The 20,885-nt window shown below is 64.6% G+C and carries 20 protein-coding genes; 10 read left to right on the forward strand and 10 right to left on the reverse strand.

The window, feature by feature from the left end:
* Positions 1-26: 26 nt before the first annotated feature.
* The 4 genes from MOP87_RS04420 to MOP87_RS04435 form a co-directional block, all read right to left on the reverse strand.
* Complete coding sequence (locus tag MOP87_RS04420) at positions 27-1,685, reverse strand: ATP-dependent DNA ligase (RefSeq protein WP_049696458.1); 1,659 nt, start codon at positions 1,683-1,685, stop codon at positions 27-29.
* The gene (locus tag MOP87_RS04425; protein WP_236167267.1) at positions 1,682-2,698 is read right to left on the reverse strand and encodes a ligase-associated DNA damage response exonuclease; all 1,017 of its coding nucleotides are present in this window, start codon (positions 2,696-2,698) and stop codon (positions 1,682-1,684) included. The genes MOP87_RS04420 and MOP87_RS04425 overlap by 4 nt, the downstream gene beginning before the upstream one ends.
* A gap of 114 nt (positions 2,699-2,812) precedes the next feature.
* The gene (locus tag MOP87_RS04430) at positions 2,813-5,254 is read right to left on the reverse strand and encodes a penicillin acylase family protein (RefSeq protein ID WP_104925887.1); all 2,442 of its coding nucleotides are present in this window, start codon (positions 5,252-5,254) and stop codon (positions 2,813-2,815) included.
* 190 nt (positions 5,255-5,444) lie between these two features.
* Positions 5,445-6,785 (reverse strand): PLP-dependent aminotransferase family protein, encoded by a 1,341-nt coding sequence (locus tag MOP87_RS04435; RefSeq protein ID WP_028687596.1) that lies wholly within the window; start codon positions 6,783-6,785, stop codon positions 5,445-5,447.
* A gap of 131 nt (positions 6,786-6,916) precedes the next feature.
* Between MOP87_RS04435 and MOP87_RS04440 the strand changes: the two genes are divergently transcribed.
* Positions 6,917-8,134, forward strand: a complete 1,218-nt coding sequence (locus tag MOP87_RS04440) for an MFS transporter (protein ID WP_028687597.1) — start codon at positions 6,917-6,919, stop codon at positions 8,132-8,134.
* A gap of 37 nt (positions 8,135-8,171) precedes the next feature.
* On the opposite strand, the gene MOP87_RS04445 is transcribed toward MOP87_RS04440, so the two are convergent.
* Genes MOP87_RS04445 through MOP87_RS04460 form a run of 4 tightly spaced genes read right to left on the reverse strand, consistent with a single transcriptional unit; the run spans position 8,172 to position 9,829 of the window.
* Positions 8,172-8,369 carry an SEC-C metal-binding domain-containing protein gene (locus MOP87_RS04445; protein WP_023535239.1) on the reverse strand — a complete coding sequence of 66 codons (198 nt, stop codon included), beginning with the start codon at positions 8,367-8,369 and terminating at the stop codon, positions 8,172-8,174.
* A gap of 7 nt (positions 8,370-8,376) precedes the next feature.
* Entirely contained in the window at positions 8,377-8,853 is a 477-nt protein-coding gene (locus MOP87_RS04450; RefSeq protein ID WP_027915331.1) for an LEA type 2 family protein, read from the reverse strand.
* Between the two features lie 2 nt (positions 8,854-8,855).
* Positions 8,856-9,332: a YchJ family protein gene (locus tag MOP87_RS04455; RefSeq protein ID WP_242810165.1), complete on the reverse strand. Its 477-nt coding sequence runs from the start codon at positions 9,330-9,332 to the stop codon at positions 8,856-8,858.
* 2 nt (positions 9,333-9,334) lie between these two features.
* Entirely contained in the window at positions 9,335-9,829 is a 495-nt protein-coding gene (locus MOP87_RS04460; RefSeq protein WP_027915329.1) for a DUF6231 family protein, read from the reverse strand.
* 158 nt (positions 9,830-9,987) lie between these two features.
* Here MOP87_RS04460 and MOP87_RS04465 point away from each other — a divergent pair, with 158 nt between their 5' ends.
* From MOP87_RS04465 to MOP87_RS04475, 3 genes are all read left to right on the forward strand, one after another.
* Positions 9,988-10,692 carry an OmpA family protein gene (locus MOP87_RS04465; RefSeq protein ID WP_242810166.1) on the forward strand — a complete coding sequence of 235 codons (705 nt, stop codon included), beginning with the start codon at positions 9,988-9,990 and terminating at the stop codon, positions 10,690-10,692.
* Positions 10,693-10,869: 177 nt separating this feature from the next.
* The gene (locus MOP87_RS04470; protein WP_027915327.1) at positions 10,870-11,145 is read left to right on the forward strand and encodes a DUF1145 domain-containing protein; all 276 of its coding nucleotides are present in this window, start codon (positions 10,870-10,872) and stop codon (positions 11,143-11,145) included.
* On the forward strand, positions 11,138-11,896 hold the full coding sequence (locus tag MOP87_RS04475) for a collagen-like protein (RefSeq protein WP_242810167.1): 759 nt from the start codon (positions 11,138-11,140) through the stop codon (positions 11,894-11,896). The genes MOP87_RS04470 and MOP87_RS04475 overlap by 8 nt, the downstream gene beginning before the upstream one ends.
* Positions 11,897-11,911: 15 nt before the next feature.
* On the opposite strand, the gene MOP87_RS04480 is transcribed toward MOP87_RS04475, so the two are convergent.
* Positions 11,912-12,376: a CopD family protein gene (locus MOP87_RS04480; protein WP_059183274.1), complete on the reverse strand. Its 465-nt coding sequence runs from the start codon at positions 12,374-12,376 to the stop codon at positions 11,912-11,914.
* 98 nt (positions 12,377-12,474) lie between these two features.
* Between MOP87_RS04480 and dinG the strand changes: the two genes are divergently transcribed.
* The 5 genes from dinG (at position 12,475) to pdxH (ending at position 19,942) form a co-directional block, all read left to right on the forward strand.
* Positions 12,475-14,619, forward strand: a complete 2,145-nt coding sequence (dinG, locus tag MOP87_RS04485) for an ATP-dependent DNA helicase DinG (protein ID WP_027915324.1) — start codon at positions 12,475-12,477, stop codon at positions 14,617-14,619.
* A 78-nt stretch (positions 14,620-14,697) separates the two neighbouring features.
* Positions 14,698-16,944 (forward strand): beta-galactosidase, encoded by a 2,247-nt coding sequence (locus tag MOP87_RS04490; protein WP_242810168.1) that lies wholly within the window; start codon positions 14,698-14,700, stop codon positions 16,942-16,944.
* An 85-nt stretch (positions 16,945-17,029) separates the two neighbouring features.
* Positions 17,030-18,175, forward strand: a complete 1,146-nt coding sequence (locus MOP87_RS04495) for an EstA family serine hydrolase (protein WP_028687599.1) — start codon at positions 17,030-17,032, stop codon at positions 18,173-18,175.
* A 99-nt stretch (positions 18,176-18,274) separates the two neighbouring features.
* Positions 18,275-19,276 (forward strand): OmpA family protein, encoded by a 1,002-nt coding sequence (locus MOP87_RS04500; RefSeq protein WP_027915321.1) that lies wholly within the window; start codon positions 18,275-18,277, stop codon positions 19,274-19,276.
* A gap of 18 nt (positions 19,277-19,294) precedes the next feature.
* Complete coding sequence (gene pdxH / locus MOP87_RS04505; RefSeq protein WP_027915320.1) at positions 19,295-19,942, forward strand: pyridoxamine 5'-phosphate oxidase; 648 nt, start codon at positions 19,295-19,297, stop codon at positions 19,940-19,942.
* A 38-nt stretch (positions 19,943-19,980) separates the two neighbouring features.
* Here the strand turns inward: pdxH and MOP87_RS04510 are convergent, their stop codons facing one another.
* Complete coding sequence (locus MOP87_RS04510; protein ID WP_027915319.1) at positions 19,981-20,214, reverse strand: hypothetical protein; 234 nt, start codon at positions 20,212-20,214, stop codon at positions 19,981-19,983.
* 146 nt (positions 20,215-20,360) lie between these two features.
* On the opposite strand from MOP87_RS04510, the gene MOP87_RS04515 reads away from it, so the two are divergent.
* Positions 20,361-20,825 carry a glycine zipper 2TM domain-containing protein gene (locus MOP87_RS04515; RefSeq protein ID WP_027915318.1) on the forward strand — a complete coding sequence of 155 codons (465 nt, stop codon included), beginning with the start codon at positions 20,361-20,363 and terminating at the stop codon, positions 20,823-20,825.
* Positions 20,826-20,885: the final 60 nt, after the last annotated feature.

Genomic DNA, 20,885 nt, shown 5'->3' on the forward strand with positions numbered 1-20,885 from the left:
CCCCTCGCCGCCACCTGCGATCCCGATCAGGCCAGCAAGGCCTGCAAGGTCGCCAGGTCGTCAGCCTCCTCGACAGGCTTGTCCAGACGCCAGCGCAACATGCGCGGAAAGCGCACGGCAATGCCGCTCTTGTGGCGCTTGGACAGGGCGATGCCTTCAAAGCCCAGCTCGAACACCAGCGTAGGCGTGACGCTGCGCACTGGGCCGAAGGTTTCCTGGGTGGTCTTGCGCACGATGGCATCGACCTTGCGCATCTCCTCGTCGGTCAGGCCGGAATAGGCCTTGGCGAAGGGGATCAGCGTGCGGTCCGGGGTGCCGGCAGGGCTGTCCCAGACCGCGAAGGTGTAGTCGCTGTACAAGCTGGCGCGCCGTCCGTGACCCCGCTGGGCGTAGATCAGCACGGCATCGACGCTGAACGGGTCGATCTTCCACTTCCACCAGGTGCCCATGTCCTTGGTGCGGCCAACGCCATACAGGGCCTCGCGCTGCTTGAGCATCATGCCTTCCACGCCCAGGCTGCGTGACTGCTCCCGCTGCCGGGCAAGGTCCGCCCAATCGGGCCCTTCGAGCAGTGGGGAGAGCAATACAGGTGCCAGTGGGGAGGCCTCAAGCACGCGCTCGAGCTGCGCGCGCCGTTCATGCTGCGGGCGACTGCGCCAGTCCTCGCCCTGCCACTCCAGCAAGTCATAGGCCTGCAACACCACCGGGGCATCGCTCAGCAATTTCTTGCCCAAGGTCTTGCGACCCAGGCGCTGCTGCAGCAGGGCAAAGGGCTGCACGGACGCCTCTGCCTTGGCATCGCTCGCTTTCCAGACCAGGATCTCGCCATCGAGCACCACGCCATCGGGCAGGGTCTGGGCCAGGCTCTGCAACTCGGGAAAACGTTCGGTGACCAGCTCCTCTCCGCGCGACCAGACCCACAACTGCCCGTCGCGCTTGACCACCTGTGCCCGGATGCCATCCCACTTCCATTCGATTTGCCAAGCGCTGGGTGGCCCGAGCAGCGTATCGAACTGTTCGACCGGGGCTTGCAGTGGGTGCGCGAGAAAGAACGGATACGGCTGCCCACCACGCTGGCTATGCTCATCGGCAGATTCGGGCGCGATCAGTTGAAGGTAGCGCTCGGCGGTTGGCCGGTGGCTGATGTCGGTATACCCGACCAGCCGCTGGGCTATCCGCTTGGCATCCAGCTCCGCCAACTGGGCCAGGGCACGCGTGACCAGCAGCTTCGATACGCCGACGCGGAAACTGCCGGTGATCAGCTTCAGGCACAGCATCAGGCTGGGGCGATCCAGCCGTGCCCACAAAGGTGGCAGACGTTGCTGGAGCTCTTCCGGGGGCAGGCCGCGCAACGGCAGCAGGTAGCTTTCGACCCAGTGCGCCAGGCCTTCGTCATCGCCCTCCTGGGTGTCGGGCAGCAGCAGCGAAATGGTCTCGGCCAGGTCGCCTACCGCCTGGTAGCTTTCCTCGAACAGCCAGTCCGGCAGCCCTGCCATCGCGCCGGCCAGTTCGCGCAGTACCCGAGTGGGTACCAATTGACGCGGCCGCCCGCCCGCCAGGAAATACACCGCCCAGGCGGCGTCCTGGGCCGGTGCGCTGGCGAAGTATTCACGCAGGGCCTGGAGCTTGGCATTGCTGGAGGTGGTGCCATCGAGGCGCAGGTACAGTTCGGCGAAGGCTTTCATGCGCCCGTCTCCCCAGCTGTAGCGTCATCTTCCTCACCGTATTCGGTAACGAATGCGCGGGCGTCGAGCCCCTGTTCATTCAGGTAGCGCACCAGCACGCCCACCGATCCATGGGTGACCATGACCCGTTCGGCGCCGGTCTGGCCGATGGCCCACAGCAGCCCAGGCCAATCGGCGTGGTCCGAGAGCACGAAGCCCCGGTCCACACCGCGTCTGCGCCGGGTGCCGCGCAGCAGCATCCAGCCACTGGCGAACGCGTCGCTGTAATCGCCGAAGCGTCGCATCCAGCTGCTGCCGCCAGCGGACGGCGGGGCCATCACCAGGGCGGTGCGCAATAGCGGGTCGTTGCGTGCAATATCGCCGGCATAGCGGGTTTCAGGTAAATACACGCCCGCTTCGCGATACACCCTGTTCAGCGGCTCGACGGCGCCGTGCACCAGAATCGAGCCGATGCTGGGGTCCAGGCCATGCAGGATGCGCTGCGCCTTGCCGAAGGCGTAGCAGAACAGCACGCTGGCCTTGCCCTGTTCGCTGTTGGCCCGCCACCAGGTGTTGATCCCGGCGAACACATCCGCCTGGGTCGGCCAACGGTAGATGGGCAGGCCAAACGTCGATTCGGTGATGAAGGTATGGCAGCGTACGGGCTCGAACGGCGCGCAGGTGCCGTCGGGCTCGACCTTGTAGTCGCCCGACGCCACCCACACCTCGCCTTGATACTCCAGGCGCACCTGCGCCGACCCCAGCACATGCCCGGCAGGGTGCAGGCTCAAGGTCACGCCGTGGTGCAACAGGCGCTCGCCGTAGGGCAGGGTCTGCAAATTGATGTCCATGCCCAGGCGGCTGCGCAGGATGCCGGCGCCCGGGTCTGCGGTGAGGTAGTGGCGATTGCCGGAACGCGAGTGGTCACCGTGACCATGGGTGATCACGGCACGGTCTACCGGCCGCCAGGGATCGATGTAGAAATCGCCGGGCGGGCAGTACAGGCCTTCGGGTCGAGCGATGACGAGGTCCATGGCACACGCACTGGTAGGGAGTTACCAGTTAGGAGCCGCTGCGGCCAGGGGAAGTTCGACCGGTGGTTTCTTCACCCCTTGACCGCCGCAAGCGCTGCACGCCGCCGGCCGTTTCTACTTGCCCGGTACCAGGGTCAGGCGCTGGGTGCCATAGGCACGCGCGAAGTGCTGAGGCGCAAGGGGCATGACAGCGAAGCGGCCCTTGAACCAGGCCTCAAGGCCATCCCCGTAATGTGGGCTGGCCGGATTGCCGGACTGGCCGCTGCTGGTCAGCACCTGGAGGGGTTCAGCCTGGCTGAAGTCCACGATCAGCCGCGCCGATGCCGGCAGGCGGGTGACGAAGTCGCTTCCCCAGGCGTAGGGGGTGAAGGCAAGCGTGCTGAAGTCGCCGCCTGCAGGCTGCGCAGGGTGGCTGATGGCATCACCCAGCCCATGGTAGGCCGGTGCAGGCCATTGGTATTGGTGCAGTTTGCCCCATTGCCAGGCGCTGCGGTCGGTGCCCAGTTGGGCGATGCCCGTGTCCATTGCCGCGACCAGGCTGCGGGCCAGGATGGCGGGTTTGTCTTCCTTCTGTGGCGTACTGCGGTCGTCCCAGAACGGGCTGTCATCCCGGCCCAGCAGGTGATCGGCCTGTGCCGAGAACGACAAGCGTGCATTGCTGACCAATGCCTGCCAGGCCGCTCCCGCTTCCGGTCCCAAGTCATCGAGGAATATCTGACGGGCGACAGCCTGGAGGAACAGGGCGTACAGCGCAGCATCTGCCGACACTGGGCTCAAGCGACCATCGAATGCCTTGAGCCTGGCCAGCGCCGTACGGGCCTTTTCGCGCTGATCGGCGGGCAAGGCATTGATGGCCTGCTGCAGCGGGCCTGCCATGCCTGGCGCTTCGAACATCTGCTTGAGCTTGCCGGCCAACAAGGTGACCTGGTCGTTCTGCAGCGCCATCAGGCTGCGGCTATCAAGGCGGCCACTGCCGGCGAGCTGGCCCAGGCGCTCGGCACGCTCCGGGTAGTACCAACTGCTCGACAGCTGCATGCCGTAGCCGCGCGGCAGGCTGCGCTGGTTGGCGTGGCCGATCCAGCCAGCGGTCGGGTCCTGATCGTATGGGTGCAGCATGGGGTCGGCATAGCCATCCCAGTCATAGCGCCCGTCCCACCCCGGCGAAGGCAACAGGCCTTGGCCTTCTCGGCGATTGGGGTAGCGCCCGCTCACCTGCCAGCCAATGTGCGATGCTTCGGCGAAGACGAAGTTCAGCGCCGCAGCCGTGACATCACGGGTGCTGTCGAATGCGCGCTCCACGGTCTTGGCGCGGGTCAGGTCGAACAGTGCATCAAGGCTGCGATCGCCCTTGAACTGCGGCAGGTTCAGTGCAAGGCCCAGGCTGGCATTGCCCGACTGGCCAAGTAGCGTGCCATGGCGCGTGTCGTGCATCACTTCGCGCACTGGGCGCTCGCCGCGCACCAGGAAGGTCTCGGTGTGCGCCCTGGCTGCAACCCATTTGCCGTCCGCCAGGTAACTGACCTGATTGCCCTGGTGGCGCAGCTTTTCCAGGAACAGGTCCTGGTTGTCGGCCATCACCGCGCTGCTGGTCCAGGCCAGCTGGCCGTTGTAGCCAGCCAGCACGATCGGCAGGCCCGGCAGCGACAGGCCGGCCACTTGGTACTTGCTGGAGTGGATCTGCACCGGGCTCAGCGCCCAGGCTGCACGGCTGTCGCTGGCCAGCAGGCTCTTGCCGCTGCGGCTGCGTTGCGGGCCGATGGCCAGGTTGGCCGAACCGGGACTGCCCAGCAGATCAAGGTCGCCCAGTTTTTGACTGGCAGCTGCCAGGGCAGACAACCCCGGCAACTGACTGGCAAGGTCCAGGCCCTTGAGCTTGGCTGCTTCGCCTTCGGGAAGCGGTTCGTCGGCGGCACCGGGTAGCAGCCAGGCCAGCTTGTCGCTGCCGACTTTCTGCGCCAGGGTCAATGCACTGATCTCTTCTTGCAGGTTGACCGACTGACTGAAGGCATACAGCGAAAACATCAGCGCGCAGTCTTCGGGCTTCCAGTACTCGGGGCGGTAGCCGCTGTTGGCCAGGTCCGCTGGCAGCTTGTCGCGGTAGCGGAACAGGTAGGCGTTGACCCCGCGCGCATAGACGTCGAAGAAGCGCTTGAGCCGTGGCGATGCGTCGGCGTACAGCTGCGCCGCGCTTTGCTTGAGGTTGGCCGCCCGCATCAAGCGGTCGATATCCAGTGCATCACGGCCGGCCACTTCAGCCATGCGCCCTTGGGCGAGCAACCGCATGGCGACCATCTGCTCAATCCGGTCCCCGGCATGCACGTACCCCAAGGTGAAGAGCGCGTCATGGAACGAGCTGCTCTCGATCAGCGGAGCGCCCATGGCATTGCGCCTGACCGACACGTTCTGGGCCAGGCCCTTGAGCGGCTGCACGCCGCTGGACGGCGGCAGGCTGTCCTGTTGGGCGGTGGTCTGGCAACCGGCCAGGCCAAGTGAACCGAGCAGCAGGGCAGCCGTTGCAGCGCGCGGGCGGAAAAAGAAAAGGGCGGGGGCGGCCATGGCAAGGCTCCTGCAAGGCGTAGCGGGTATGGAAAGGCGCTAAGGTAGTGAGCAGGCCGCCTGGGTGCAAGGCCTGCCCCGGCTTTATTTCGGCACACTGCCCCAGCGGTGGATGAGTGGCAGGACTCTGTCGGCAATTTGCCAATCCGTGGCCATGACGCTGGGGTACCCAAGCGCGCCTTGCAGTGGGTCAAACCTCGAAATGCTCAGCCATGGCGTCGGAAAAGTGCGTGCAGTTGATGCGGGTGTACTGCACATAGTTACGTGTGATCGCAAAGGATTCGCCAGGCATGAGCAGCACATCGTGCTGTTCGAGTTGGCGCACGAACGGATGCAGGTCGGCGATATCGGGGTGATGGACCCACAGAAACATGCCGCCTTGGGGCGTGATATCGAAGCGCCAACCGCGGTCTGTCAGCGTGCGCTGGGTCTGAACCTGCTGTCGAATCAGGCGTTGCTGCAGATCGCTCATGTGCCTGGCGTAGGTGCCGTCGGTGAGGATGGTGTTGACGAAGCGCTCGCAGAACGCAGGCACCGCCACGCAGGTGAGCAGTTTCAGGCGCATGAGCGGTTCGACCAGTGCAGCCGGGCAAGCGATGTAGCCCACGCGTAGCGAGGCGGACAGGCATTTGGAGAAACTGCCGATATAGATGACCTGCTGCAGGTTGTCCAAGCCGGCGAAGGTCTGGCGTACACCCGGGCTGAAGTCGCCATAGACATCGTCTTCGACGATGTAGAAGCCGTGTTCGATCGCCAGTCTCAGCACGCCGAAGGCGTTGTGCGGGCTGACGTTGCTGCCGGTGGGGTTGTGGAATGTGCTGTTGCAGAAGAATGCCTTGACCTTGTGCTGGACCAGGTGCCGCTGCATGTCCTCAAGGTCCGGGCCGTCTTGCAGCCGACGGATGCCGATCACGTGCCCGCCGGCCAGCTGGATCAGCTTGATCAGGTTACCGTTGCAGGGCTCGTCGACGAACACGTGGTCGCCAGGGGCGATCAGCAGACGGGCCACCAGGTCCAGGGCCTGGGTGGCGCCCAATGTGCTGAGTAATTGCTGTGGACCTACATCGATCTGGGTCATGCGCCGCAGGTGCACGCACAGCTGCTTGCGCATGGGCAGGTAACCCTGGATGTCGCCGTAATCGGCCAGCGAGCTTTGTTCCAGGCGCGCCGTGCGACGCACAGCCTTGGCCAGCAGCTCGGTGTCGCGCCAGGCAGGGGGCAGCCAACCGCAGCCGAGCTTGGTGTAGTGCTGGCCGCCTTGCAGCAGTTTGAACAGCGCGTCCCCGGCCATATGCCCAGGTGCCTCGTCTCTGGCTGGCGGCCGAGCGGTGCCGGCCACGAAATAGCCACGCCCTGGCACGGCCGTCAACAGCCCTTCGCTGACCAGGCGCCCATAGCTGGACACGACCTCGTGGTAGGTCGCACCCGTGCTGGCCGTGAGCTTGCGAATCGACGGCATGCGTTGCCCTGGCAGCCATTCGCTGGCAGCCAGACGCTGCCGGAGTTGATGAAGCAGAGTGTCAGCACGCATCGACGGGTCCGCCAGTGTTAGAAAAAACAGCCTAACAGTTAGCTGGAAACCGCGTCGACTGTTCGCCCGTGCTCGGCCGATCAGTGAGAAGCTTCGGCGCATTCCATTCCTGCATCATCAGCGAGCACGCCATGACCGAAACCCTGCCAGCACGCACCTACCTGTATTTCATTGCGCAGTCGGTCAACCTCACCACGGCTGTGATGTCCGTGACCATGGCGGCCCTGGTCGGTGCTGCTCTGGCGCCCGATCCTGCGTGGTCAACGGTGCCCTACGGGTTTCAGTTTCTCTGCGTGATGCTGGCGACCTACCCGGTGTCGTGGCTGATGGGGCGCATCGGTCGTCGGCGCGCGTTCATGCTGGGTGCTCTACCCTTGGCCCTGTCCGGCGTCAGCGGGTTCCTGGCCGTGCAGCACCAGCACTTTGTTGCCCTGATACTCAGCCACTGCGCATTGGGGGTGTATATCGCGTTCGCCAACTTCAACCGGTTTGCCGCTACCGACAACCTGACGCAACACCTCAAAGCGCGGGCGCTCTCACTGGTGGTGGCAGGCGGAGTGATCGCGGCAGTGGTGGGGCCGGCCTTGACCGGTTGGCTCAGGGATGTGGGTGGGTATCCGCTGTTCTCGCTGTGCTACGCCGCCTTTGTCGGCCTGGCGCTCGTGTCGTGGTTGATAGCCCTTTGCTTGCCTAAAGAGAAACCGGTCAATCGCCCGCAGCAGGACCTGCGAGCGTGCGAGGTAGGGCAGCTTGCGTCACGCAGGGTGCTGGTGATGGCGATGAGCGTGGCAGCGCTGGGGTACGGCATCATGAACCTGTTGATGATCCAGGCTTCGCTGCACATGAAAGGTATGCACCAGGACTTCTCCGACGTGCGCATGGCCATCCAGTGGCATGTCGTGGCGATGTTTGCGCCTTCGTTCTTCACTGGCAGCATCATTCAACGGTTGGGCATCAAGGTGACGATCTGTGCCGGGTTGGGCCTGTTCGTGGTGAGCACGGCCTTGAACATGGGGTCTAGCAGTTATGCCGTGATGACGGCGGCACTGATAGCCCTGGGCCTGGGCTGGAACCTGACCTACGTGGGCGGGGGGGCGCTGCTGGCGCAGGCATTGCAAGATAGCCCGGGGGCGATGCGCCTGCAGGGCAAGAATGACCTGGCCATCGCGGTGTGTGCCACCCTCGGCGCCTTTACGCCATCCTTGTTGCTGGACACCGCAGGCTGGACGGGCACCAACGGTCTATGCATGGTGCTGTGCCTGGGGCTGTTGCTGGCCACCGCGCTTCGGTTGCCAGCCAAGCCAGGCACCTCGGCGCCCGGGCTGCAGACCGCACCGCGCCCGCGCTAACGGACAGGCGCGGTGCTGTCAAACGGCGGGACGGCTATCAGGCGCCGTGGCACTTCTTGAATTTCTTTTCGCTGCCGCAGGGGCACGGGTCGTTGCGGCCAACATCCTTGAGGGCGTTGCGCACCGGCTCCTGGTGACCGTGGTTGCAGTGCGGCCCGTGGACGTGGCCGTGATCATGGTGATGATCGTGGTCGTGGTCGCAGTCAGGGCCGTGAACGTGAGGCTGTTGGGACATTGCAGGGTTACTCCAGGTAATGATCGCCGGGCATTATCTCACCACCGCGCAACAAGTGCAGGTTCCGATGGATCAACAGGCCGGTGCCCAGTTCGGCCTTGAGCGTGTACTTCAAAGGCTGGTGGCTCTTGAGCATCTTGGCCAAGGGCTTGAGGCGCTGCCACAGGTTGGTTCGGGCGGTGATCTTGAAGGTGCGCTGGTCGTGCCCGCCAACACTGCGCCACAGGCTGGCTTCGTCTTCTGCCAGCAGCACATCGTTCAACCGCAGGGCATAGGACAGGTTGCGGATGAACAGGCGGCTGTCGTTGGGGTTTTCCACCCGCACGTGGAGCACGAATTCCTGTTGCAGCAGGCGGGCCTTGACCGTTTCCACCCTGACCAGGTGGATCTCCGGTTGCCGCCATGGCTCACCACCCCAGCTGACGCAGCCGGCCAGGAGCATCACCAACAAGGCAGGCAGCAGGACACGCAGGCGGGTCATCATGCTCAGCCACCCACATAGCTGGCGCAGCATTTCTTGAATTTCTGCCCGCTTTGGCAAGGGCAGGGATCGTTGCGCGTGGCGTTCAGGCCAACGGTGGGGTCGATGAAGTACCAGCGGCCATCGTGCTGCACGAAGGCTGAGCGCTCGCGGTGCTGGTGATCACCGTCCTGGTCGTGCCAGCGGGCAGTGAAGGTGACGAAGCCGTGTTCAGGCTGGCCACCGATCAGCTCGGCGTCTTCCACTTCCAGGCCCAGCCAGGTGCTCTGGGCACTCCAGGCGGCCATGGCGGCGCGATCAAGGCCGGCCTGTTGGGCTGGCAAGGTGGTCGCCACCAGGTAATCGATCAGCCCCAGCACATAGGCGCTGTAGCGTGAGCGCATCAGGGCTTGGGCGTCCGGTGCAGGCGTGCCGGCGTGGTAATGCCCGCAGCAGGCGTCGAGCACGTTGCCACTGCCGCATGGACAGACCGAAACACTCATCATCACCACCAGTATTTGCCGAAGTTTTCAGGGTTGGCCCAGAACCGCGCATTCAGCCAGTCAGGGACCTGCTTGTAGTCATGTAGATCATAGGTGAACAGGCTCAGCACCTGCTGGTCGCGTTGAAACTTCTCACTGGCCGACAGGGCCAGGGCGAAGAAGTCCGTGTCTTGCCAGCCGCAGGCGGCCAGGTCGGCCAGCACTGCGACTCGACTGGCGTTGAGATTGCGAATGCCACCCAGCAGTTCCAACCCGTTGCGCTTGGGCAGGTGTTCCAGGCAATCGACCAGAAGCGCCAGGTCGAAGCGCTGGGCTGCCAGTTCAGCCGGCAGCGGGCCCGGCGGCGCGCACGCCAGGCTCGCTTGTGGGTGAGCCTGCAGGAAGGCGTCAAGTGCCGGGAACCGCGTGCCCACCAGCAACAGGCGTTGCGGGGACACGCGCTCGAGCAAGGCGGCAAGCGCCTGCTGCGGTGTGCGTTGGGAAAAACCGTCGGTCATTGCCAGTCCTCATCAAGATCAGCCAAGACTATCGGGCCAGAGCCTGTCGGCATAGGGCCGTGGCATCCGGTCATGGCAAATGGCTGGCAGGCTGTGCAAGCAGCGTCTTTACTGCCCTGATCGGCCACGATGCCGATCCCCCCAAAAGAGGCGATGAGATGAGCATAGTACGCACAGCTGTACCTCTGGTTCTGCTCACCAGTGTGTTGACTGGTTGCGCGGGTTTGCAAAAAACCGACTGGCCCAAGTGTGCGGCGGTCGGCGGTGTGGGCGGCGCAGCGCTGGGCGCAATCGAAAGCTCGAGCTGGGCAGGTTGGGGCGCACTGCTCGGGGGCGGCCTTGCAGGGGGGTATTGCTGGGCCCATGGTGATGGCGACGAAGACGGCGATGGCGTACCCGACAGCCGCGACAAGTGCCCAGGGACGCCGCGCGGCGTACAGGTCGATGCCAACGGTTGCCCGCCGCCTGCACCGCAAGTCGAAGCTGTGGTCGTCGAGCAAGTGGTGGTCGAGAAAGAAGAGGTGATCGTGATCCGCGATGTGCATTTCGAATTCGACTCTGCACGGCTGACCGCCGCCGACAAGCAGCGCCTCAATACCATCGCCACGCGCCTGAAGCAGGAAGCGCCGTCGGCCCGCCTGAGCGTGAGCGGCCACACCGACAGCGTGGGCGCCGACAGCTACAACCAGAAACTTTCCGAGCGCCGTGCCCACTCGGTCACCGACTATCTGGTCGAAAGCGGCATCCCGCGCAACAGCTTCGTGTCCGTGGTCGGGGCTGGCGAATCCCAACCTGTGGCTGACAACGCCACCGCCGAGGGGCGTGCCATGAACCGTCGTACGGAGATCAAGATCCAGCGCTGAAGCAGCAGCGCCCGCCCAGCGTATCGGCGCGGGCGCTTCGCAAACGCCATAGACGGTAATGGCCGGTGCCCATACATTGCCAAGCGCAGTGTGCGCTGGCGTGAGTCCCGACCGAGCGGTTAATGTGAAATGGTCGCGTTGGCCATCCCGGCAGTACGCCATACGGTGGGGCAGAGCATGAAATTCATCTTGAGCCTGGGCAAGCTCCTGACCATAGTCTTCTGGGGTGTAGTGCTGTACAACCAGATGGTGCCGCAACCTGTGCCGCTGAACCTGTTGATCAACGCCACGGGCCTGTTGCTGGTGCTGCTGCATTTGCTCGAAATGCTGTTTTTCAATGCCAGTCTGCGCGGCCGTAGCCATCGCTGGTTCGACCGTCTGCAGATCCTGTTGACGGGCATTTTCCACATCATGTCCATCCCCCGCGCGCAAGAGGCGCCACGAAATGCGTAATCTGATGTTGTTCGCCCTGTTGGCTGCGCCGCTTGCGCAGGCACAGAACCTCGAAGTACCCGCCAATTCCATGCTGCGCTTGCCGACCAAGTCGGCCGAGGTGCATCTGGAGCAGCTCAGGGTGGCGGACGATGCCACCTTGCTGCTTCCCGCCACGCTCGCCTCGCTGACGGTCGATCGGCTGGAGCTGGGCCGTGATGCGCGTATCGCCGTGGCGCCGGCCGATACCCCGCTCCTGATCGAAGCGGCCAGTGCCAGCCTGGGTGAAGGCAGTGAGTTCAGTGCGCCGGGCGCGCCTGGGACTTATGAACATGCCGCGCGTTCAGGGCGCGGGCTCGACCTCAAGCTTGCCCAGGTGCAGGGCGAACAACTGTCCATCGACGCCCGCGGCGGCGCGGGTGCGCCAGGGTTCGCCGGGCTCGATGGTGCCAACGGCCAGGCCGGTGGTTGCACCTGGGGCCGTGCCAGCCGTGGCTTCAATGGGGATGATGGCGGCAATGGCCACGACGGTGCACCGGGTGGTCGAATCCGCCTGAGCGTGCCCGAGGCCTTCCCGGCCGAGCGCATCAGGGTGCGCCTGGACGGTGGCGCGCCGGGCAAGCCTGGGGCAGCAGGCCAGGCGGGCAAGGGCGGTGCGAGCAAGGGTTGCCTGGTCTACCGCACCTCGCCGGGCAACAGTGGCCGCGCCGGGCAACCCGGTCAGCCAGGCCTTGCCGGGGCTGCCGGCGAGCTGATCCTGCAGCGACTCTGATCGCTGCGGGTACGCTCAGAACATCAGGCGGGCACTGGCCACGGCGACCACGGCCAGGCCCAGCAGCAGGTTCACCCCCACCATCCGGCGGATGCGCCCCAGCACGGCCGCCGCGCCTGGCCAGTCCTCGGCCTGGACCGCCGTTTTCATTTCTGGCAGCAGCAACGCCTGGATGCGCATGAACAGGGCGAACATGACGATACCGCCCCCGATCATCACCTGGACATACCGCGGCGCGGTTTCGAAGCCATTGAAGCGCAGGTGAATCATGCCCACGCCGCTTATCGCCAGAATCGCCACGGCCACCCAGACCCAGCCGAAGAAGCGTCGGAAAACTTCCACCCACAACCGCAGCCTGGCAGGCCCGTCCAGCGCTGCACCCGTTGCCGGGCGCAGCACCATCCAGGCGAAGAACATGCCACCCACCCACACCAGGGCGGCCAGAACGTGCAGGGTGTAGGGCAGGGCAAAGGCAGTCATCCGGATCTCCATGCGGCATAAACAGCGTGAGCGGGGTATGATAGCCGCCCTATGCGCGATACTGAAAATATATCCAGCCCTCCGGGCGCCTGCACACCATGATCAGCACTGAACTCAAAGCCACCATCCAGGGCGCCTACACGCGATTTCTCGAAGCCAAGAGCCTCAAGCCGCGTTACGGCCAGCGCCTGATGATCGCCGAGGTGGCCAAGGTCCTCGGGGATATTCCCTGCGACGACGAAGGCCGCCGTGCCGGCGAGCCCGCCGTCGTGGCGGTGGAGGCGGGCACCGGTACCGGCAAGACGGTCGCCTACAGCCTGGCGGCCATTCCGGCGGCCAAGGCGGCAGGCAAGCGCCTGGTCATCGCCACCGCGACCGTGGCGCTGCAGGAGCAGATCGTCTTCAAGGACCTGCCTGACCTGATGCGCAACAGCGGGCTGAATTTCAGCTTTGCCCTGGCCAAGGGACGGGGCCGCTACCTGTGCCTGTCCAAGCTCGACATCCTGGTCCAGGAAGGTCATGCCCAGACGTCCCAGGCGCAGCTGCTGGAGGAAGAAGGCTTTCGCATCGACGTGGACGAGCGCAGCCTGAAGCTGTTCAACAGCATGATCGAAAAGCTGGCCGGCAACCGCTGGGACGGTGATCGCGACAGTTGGCCAGAGAGCCTCGAAGACGAGGACTGGGCACGGCTGACCACCGACCACAGCCAGTGCACCGGCCGCCACTGCCCCAACTTCCAGCAGTGCGTGTTCTACAAGGCCCGTGAAGGCATGGGCAAGGTAGACGTGATCGTCACCAACCACGACATGGTGCTGGCCGACCTGGCGCTGGGCGGCGGTGCGGTGCTCCCGGCCCCCCGCGACACCATGTACGTGTTCGACGAAGGGCATCACCTGCCAGACAAGGCCATCGGCCACTTCGCTCATTATTCACGGCTGCGTTCGACGGCCGACTGGCTCGAGCAGACCGCCAAGAACCTGACCAAGCTGCTGGCCCAGCACCCCCTGCCGGGTGACCTGGGCAAGCTGATCGAACAGGTCCCTGAGCTTGCCCGCGAAATCCGCACCCAACAGCAGTTCATGTTCACGCTGTGCGAGCAGGTGGCCGATTTTCGTCCAGGCGAGGACAACGAAGGCCGAGAACGCCCTCGCTATCGTTTTCCAGGTGGCGTGGTGCCCGATGAAATCCGCGAGGTTGGCGTCGAGCTGAAAAAAGGCTTCGCCCGCCTGAACGATGTGTTCACCCGCCTGACCGACCTGCTCAAGGAAGGCATGGGCGGCGAGGTCAGCATTGGCATAGCCAGCCACCAGGCCGAGGAGTGGTACCCGCTGTTCGGTAGCCTGCAGACCCGTGCCCAGGGCAACTGGGAGTTGTGGACGGCGTTCACCGCCGAAGACCCCGAGGACAGCCCGCCCATGGCCCGCTGGCTTACCTTGGCCGAGAGCGGGGCCCTGTTCGATATCGAGGTCAATGCCAGCCCCATTTTGGCGGCCGAGATGCTGCGGCGCAGCTTGTGGAACGTGGCACACGGCGCCTTGGTCACCTCGGCGACCCTGACCGCGCTGGGCAAGTTCGACCGCTTTCGCATGCGCTCGGGATTGCCCCGCGATGCAGTTTCCTGCGTGGTGCCCAGCCCGTTCGTGCACGGTGATGCAGGCCTGCTGCGGGTACCGGACCTCAAGGCTGACCCCCGTGACGCCGCTGGCCACACCGCGGCCATCATCCGCGAGCTGCCGGGCATCGTCGAGGATGCCCGTGGTGCGCTGGTGTTGTTCTCGTCACGCAAGCAGATGCAGGATGTGTTCGATGGCCTGGACCGGGACTGGCGCAAGCTGGTGCTGATCCAGGGCAACCTGTCCAAGCAGGAAACCCTGAACAAGCACAAGGCCCGCGTCGACGACGGCCAGCACAGCGTGCTTTTCGGCCTGGCCAGCTTCGCCGAGGGCGTCGACTTGCCGGGGGCCTATTGCGAGCATGTGGTCATCGCCAAGATCCCGTTCGCCGTGCCTGACGACCCCGTCGAGGCCGCCTTGGCAGAATGGATCGAAGCGCGAGGCGGCAATCCGTTCATGGAAATTGCCGTACCCGATGCCTCGTTGCGCCTGATCCAGGCGTGTGGCCGACTGTTGCGCACCGAGCAGGACCGCGGTGTCATCACCTTGCTGGACCGGCGCCTGGTCACCCAGCGCTACGGCAAGGCTATCCTCAATGCGCTGCCGCCATTTCGGCGGGAGATTTCCTGACGGCCGGAGCGCTTGCGCCGGCACGTTGTCCAACCTCAGTCGTGGGCCATGAGGGCCCTGAAGGAGAGACTCCGCCCTATGGTTCGCCGTACCTTGCCCGCTGTCATCGCTTTGCTGTTGAGCCCGCCGTTGCTGGCGGGGCAGCAGACGTTGTTCAGCTTCGTGCGCCCGGCCTCAGTGGTCAATGTCGAAACCGTGGACGCCGGCATGCCCCAGTACAACGCCGAGCAGACCGCTCAGGGCGAGGTGTTGCGACGCGTGGTGTTCAACGCTGCCGAGCGTCCGACCTTGCGCATGAGCCCACAGAGCGGCACTTGGGACTGGTCTTCCGGCCGCTACCTGACCCTGCGTCTGCAGAACGCGATGGCCTGGGCGCTGACCTTGGATGTGACGGTGCAGGGCAATGACGGCCGTACATTGATCAGCCGCATCGACTTGCCGGCAGGGCCTGCGCAAACGGTGATGGTGCCGTTGACGGCGCGTTCGCCCCTGCAGGAAGGGCTGCGTGCGGGCCCGCCCATGCCGTGGAGCTTTAGCGGCCAGCGCGTGCTGCTCGGCAGCAGCACGGGCGCGGTGGACCTTGCACAGGTCGCTGCGGTCAGCCTGAGCATCCCTGCCCCCAAGGCAGCCCAAAGCCTGCTGATCGAACGCATGGGCATCCAGGATGACGACCAGGCATGGCAAGCGGCCTACCACGAACTCATCGATGCCTACGGGCAGTCCACGCGCGGCACGTGGCCTGAGAAAGTGACCAGCGACGAGCAACTCAAGGCGAGCGCCGGGCGCGAACAGCAGCAGATCAAGGGGTGGCTGGCCGAGCGTGAAAAGCAGCCACTGGATACCTATGGCGGCGTGACAGCGGGCACGCCCTTCGAGGCGACCGGGTTCTTTCGCACCGAAAAACGTGAGGGGCGCTGGTACCTGGTCACGCCGCTGGGCCACCCGTTCTACTCCCTGGGCGTCAATGCCGTGGCCGCAGATGGCGGGCGCACCTATGTGGCGGGTCGCGAGGCCATGTTCAAGGCGCTGCCGCAACAAGGCGAGCCCTTGTCCGCCTTCTATGGCGAGGGCAACAACGAGGATGGCAATGCCTCGTCCCAGGGGCGCGCCTTCAAGAAGGGGCGCTGGTTCGACTTCTACGCCGCCAATCTCGAACGCACCCACGCAGCCCCTTGCCAGGTGGCCGACCCGCAGGCGTCAGCGCAGCCGGTCAATTGCCCGCCCGCCAAGTTGGACAGCGCCCGCTGGCAGCGCCATACGCTCGACCGGCTGCAGGCCTGGGGCTTCAATACACTGGGCAACTGGAGCGATGCGGCCCTGGTCGAGCAGCAGCGCGTGCCCTATACCTTGCCGCTGTCCATCGTGGGCGATTACGCGAGCATCAGCACCGGCATGGATTGGTGGGGCCGGATGCCCGATCCCTTCGACCCACGCTTTGCCATGGCCACCGAGCGGGCCGTGGCCATCGCCGCCCGCGATCACCGCGATGACCCTTGGCTCATCGGTTACTTTGCCGACAACGAGCTGGCCTGGGCGGCCCCGGGCGATGACCCGAAGGCGCGCTATGGGCTGGCCTACGGCACCTTGCGCCTGACCACCGACGTACCGGCCAAGCGCGCTTTCCTCAAGCAGTTGCGTGACAAGTACCGAAACCAGGAGGGCTTGTCCAAGGCCTGGGGCATCGAACTGGCGGCCTGGGAGCTGATGGAAGACCCTGGTTTCGAGGCGCCACTGCCCAGCGCGGAACACCCGGAAATCGAGCGTGACTACCAGTATTTCCAGCAGGTGTTCGCCCAGACCTATTTCAAGACCCTCTCCGACTCGCTCAAGTGGCATGCCCCCAACCACCTCTTGCTGGGCGGTCGGTTTGCCGTGAGTACACCCGAAGCGGTCAAGGCCTGCGCCGAGTTCTGCGATGTGCTCAGCTTCAACTTCTATACCCTCAAGCCTCAGGATGGCTATGACTTCGCGCGCCTGGCAGAGCTGGACAAGCCGGTGCTGGTGTCCGAGTTCCAGTTCGGCTCGCGCGATCGCGGGCCTTTCTGGCCGGGGCCGGTGGAGGTCGCGCGCGAGGAAGACCGCGGGCCTGCCTATGGCACTTTCCTCAAGGCGGCGCTCGCCCAGCCCATGATCGTTGGCGCCCATTGGTTCCAGTACCTCGATCAGCCTGCCAGCGGCCGTTTGCTGGACGCAGAGAACGGGCACCTGGGGTTGGTTGCCATCACCGACGTGGCTTACCCAGGCTTCGTCCAGGCCGTGCGCAAGAGCAATCTGGAGGCATTGGACCAGTTGCGCACTCACAGCCAAGCACCCGCGTCGCCGTGACGTGCGATGCGCGCCTGTAGGCAAAAGGCCGAACTACTGAAACAATGCAGGCCCTTTTGCCAACATGCCGCATGGAGAACACAGGGTGCAGATTCAGGGTCATTTCGAGCTGAAATTCGAAGCAGTGCGCGAGGCCTTCGCGGCGCTGTTCGATGATCCCCAGGAACGCGGGGCTGCGCTGTGCATCCAGGTGGGTGGTGAAACGGTAGTGGACCTGTGGGCGGGCACCGCCGACAAGGATGGCCAGCAGCCATGGCACAGCGATACCATCGCCAATCTGTTTTCCTGCACCAAGCCCTTTGCCGCCGTCACCGCCTTGCAGTTGGTGGGCGAGGGCAAACTTGAACTCGATGCCCCGGTAGCGCGTTACTGGCCTGAGTTCGGTCGGGCGGGCAAAGAGGCCATCACGCTGAGGCAACTGCTTAGCCACCGTGCCGGGCTGCCTGCGATTCGCGAATTGCTGCCGGCCGAGGCCCTCTACGACTGGCAGGCAATGGTCGATGCCCTGGCCGCGCAAACGCCGTGGTGGACACCGGGCAGCGAGCACGGCTACGCCGCCATCACCTTTGGCTGGCTGATCGGCGAGTTGATTCGTCGCGCCGATGGGCGCGGCCCAGGCGACTCGATCGTGGCGCGTACGGCGCGGCCGCTGGGGCTGGACTTCCATGTCGGGCTGGCCGACGAGGAGTTCTATCGGGTAGCCCATATCGCGCGTGGCAAAGGCAACCCCGGTGACGCCGCTGCCCAGCGCTTGCTGCAGGTCACGCTGCGCGAGCCCGAGGCATTGTCCACAAGGGCGTTTACCAACCCGCCCGCCATTCTGACCAGTACCAATAAACCGGAATGGCGGCGCATGCAACAACCTGCTGCCAATGGCCATGGCAATGCCCGGAGCCTGGCTGGGTTCTATGCAGGCCTGCTCGATGGCAGCTTGCTGGAGTCGGACCTGCTGGAGGCGTTCACCCGCCAACACAGCCTGGGCCAGGACCGGACCTTGCTGACCCAGACGCGCTTCGGCCTAGGGTGCATGCTCGACCAGCCCGATGTGGCCAATGCCACCTTCGGCCTGGGCGCTCGCGCATTCGGTCACCCCGGTGCCGGGGGCTCGGTCGGATTTGCCGATCCGGAGCGAGATGTGGCTTTTGGCTTTGTCGTCAATACCTTGGGGCCCTATGTGCTGATGGACCCTCGTGCCCAGAAACTGGTGCGCGTGCTTGGGCAATGCCTTTGATCGGTTAGTGCGGGTATTGCCCAGCCTCTTTGACTATCCTCAATGCCGACGCCTCAAGAGTGTGGGCAAAATTCCTTTCTAATTCATGGTGTATCGCTGATGTCTTCACATAAAACCTTAGCACTCGCCCTGTGCCTGACCGCTGTCACCGGCTGCGCCAGCCATCCCGAGGGTTCTGCCAAGAGCGCCAGTTCAAGCTGGTGGCCATTCGGCTCGGACAAGGTCGCCGAACAGGAAGTGAAGGCAGCAGTCACGGAAAAGGTCGCCAAGGCCGACGCCAAATCCGAAAGCACCAGCCGCTGGTGGTGGCCATTTGGCGGTGAGCAGAAGCAGGCCCAAGGGCCGGTGGTGCCGAAGATCGACCAGCAGGCCACCCAGGCCTGGTTGGACGAGTACGAGCCCAAGCTGCGCGAGGCCATCAAGGACAGCAAGCTGGAGCTCGAGCGGCGCGACAACGTGCTGGCAGTCACCTTGCCAGTGGACGGTGCGTACAACCCTGACCGTCCGAACATGTTGTTGCCCGTCACCCTGGGCCCTATCACCCGCGTGGCCAAGACGGTAGAAGGCGACCCCAAGACGGCCGTACTGGTCCTGGGCCACGCCGACACCAGCGGCGTGGTGGCTGCCAACCAGAAGCTGAGCCTTGAGCGTGCTGCCTCGGTGTCGGCCATTTTCCGCCTGAGCGGGTTGCAACGTGACCGCCTGATCCTCAAGGGCATGGGCTCGGTGATGCCTCGCGCCGCCAATGACAGTGCCGAAGGCCGTGCGCTGAACCGCCGCGTGGAAATGCTGCTGACCCCACAGAACACCATGGTCGCGCTGCTGAGCAAGTATCAACAGGCCACACCAACGCCGTCGCCAGCCACCATGGTGGCCGTGCAGGATGCCAAGGCGCCTGTGTCCAAGGCTCCAGCCGCCAAAGCCCAGCCAAGCAAGGCTGCAGCCAAGCCAGCCGTCAAAACCGCTGCCAAGAAACCTGCCGCCAAAGCCAAGACCCCGGCCAAGACGGCGACCAAGAAAGCGGCGACCGCCAAGCCTGTCGCCAAGAAAGCTGCCACTGACAAGAAGGTAGCCTCCAACAGCCCTGCGAAGACCAACTGATCGTCAAGGAACGCAGTAATGACCCAATCCCTGGCCGATATGCGCCGCGATTACACCCGGGACGGCCTGGCCGAAGCTCAGGCTCCGGCCGAGCCGTTCGCTTTGTTTCACCAATGGTTCGGCGATGCCGTGAAAACAGAGCAGGCGCCGGTGGAAGCCAACGCCATGACCCTGGCCACGGTCGATGCCGATGGGCGACCGCACTGCCGTGTGCTGTTGCTCAAGGGGCTGGATGAGCAGGGCTTCACGTTCTTCACCAACTATGACAGCGCCAAGGGTAGGCAACTGCAGGTTAACCCGTTCGCCGCCATGACCTTTTTCTGGCCGGCGCTCGAGCGGCAAGTGCGTATCGAGGGCCGTGTCGAGAAGGTCTCGGCCAAGGAGTCCGACGATTACTACCAGGTCAGGCCGTTGGGCAGCCGCCTGGGCGCCTGGGCATCGCCCCAGAGCCAGGTGATCGCTGGGCGCGAGGCGCTCGAAGCCCTGGTCAAGGCGACCGAGGCGCGTTTCTCCGACACGCAGCCTCACTGCCCCGAGCATTGGGGTGGCTACCGCCTGCTGCCAGAGCGCATCGAGTTCTGGCAAGGACGCGCCAGTCGCCTGCATGACCGCCTGAATTACCGCAAGGCGGCCCAAGGCTGGCACCGCGAGCGCCTGGCGCCTTGATAGGCGGGGCTACCAGATAGCCCCATTCGCCCTGGCGCTCAGCGCGAATACGCCGCCGCCTCCTGCGCAAGCCACTGAACCCGTGCCTTGCGCCCCATCTTCAACTGACGCGCATGCTGCAACCGCTGCAGCATGTACGCCTGCATGTGCGGGTCGCCACCTGCCAGTGACAGCGCCAGGTCGCGGTCCATCCACTGCCGCATGAGCATGTAGAGCCAGGCGTGAAACCCCAACCCTGCGAGGGTGGCGACCACGACGATGAAGTAATCCATGGTTATCCTTGGTCTGATCGGTAAGCGCCCTGCCTGATCGCGTTGGCTGTACGCTGGCTGAATGAAAGCAATTTTATGCAGTGAGTACCGTGACAGCCGTCAATGTGCAGCGTCTAATGAATACCTGACTTATGGAGATTCTACCCATGCGTAAATCCGCTTTGCTGGTTGCGACCTTCACAGCCACCACGTTGCTACTCGGTGGCTGTGCGTCAAACTTGAGCGGCGACAGCTATTCGCGCGATGAGGCCCGCCGTGTGCAAACCGTGCGCATGGGCACCATCGAATCGCTGCGCCCTGTGAAGATCGAAGGCACCAAGACGCCGATTGGCGGAGGCGCCGGTGCCGTGGTAGGTGGCTTGGCGGGCAGCGCCGTTGGCGGCGGGCGTGGCAGCATCGTCGCTGCCGTGATTGGTGCCGTTGCCGGTGGCTTGGCCGGTTCGGCCGCCGAAGAGGGTATCACCCGTACCCAGGGTGTGGAGATCACGGTGCGCGAAGACGATGGCAGCATGCGTGCCTATGTGCAGTCCGTGCAGGAAAACGAGATTTTCCGGGTGGGCGACCGCGTGCGCATCATGACGGTCGATGGTACCAGCCGCGTCTCGCACTGATCGCAGCCCTGAAAAAACCCGATCAGGCTTCTGGCCTGGTCGGGTTTTTTTTGTACCGGC

The organism is Pseudomonas sp. I3-I5 (assembly GCF_022699445.1).
Classification (GTDB): domain Bacteria; phylum Pseudomonadota; class Gammaproteobacteria; order Pseudomonadales; family Pseudomonadaceae; genus Aquipseudomonas; species Aquipseudomonas fulva.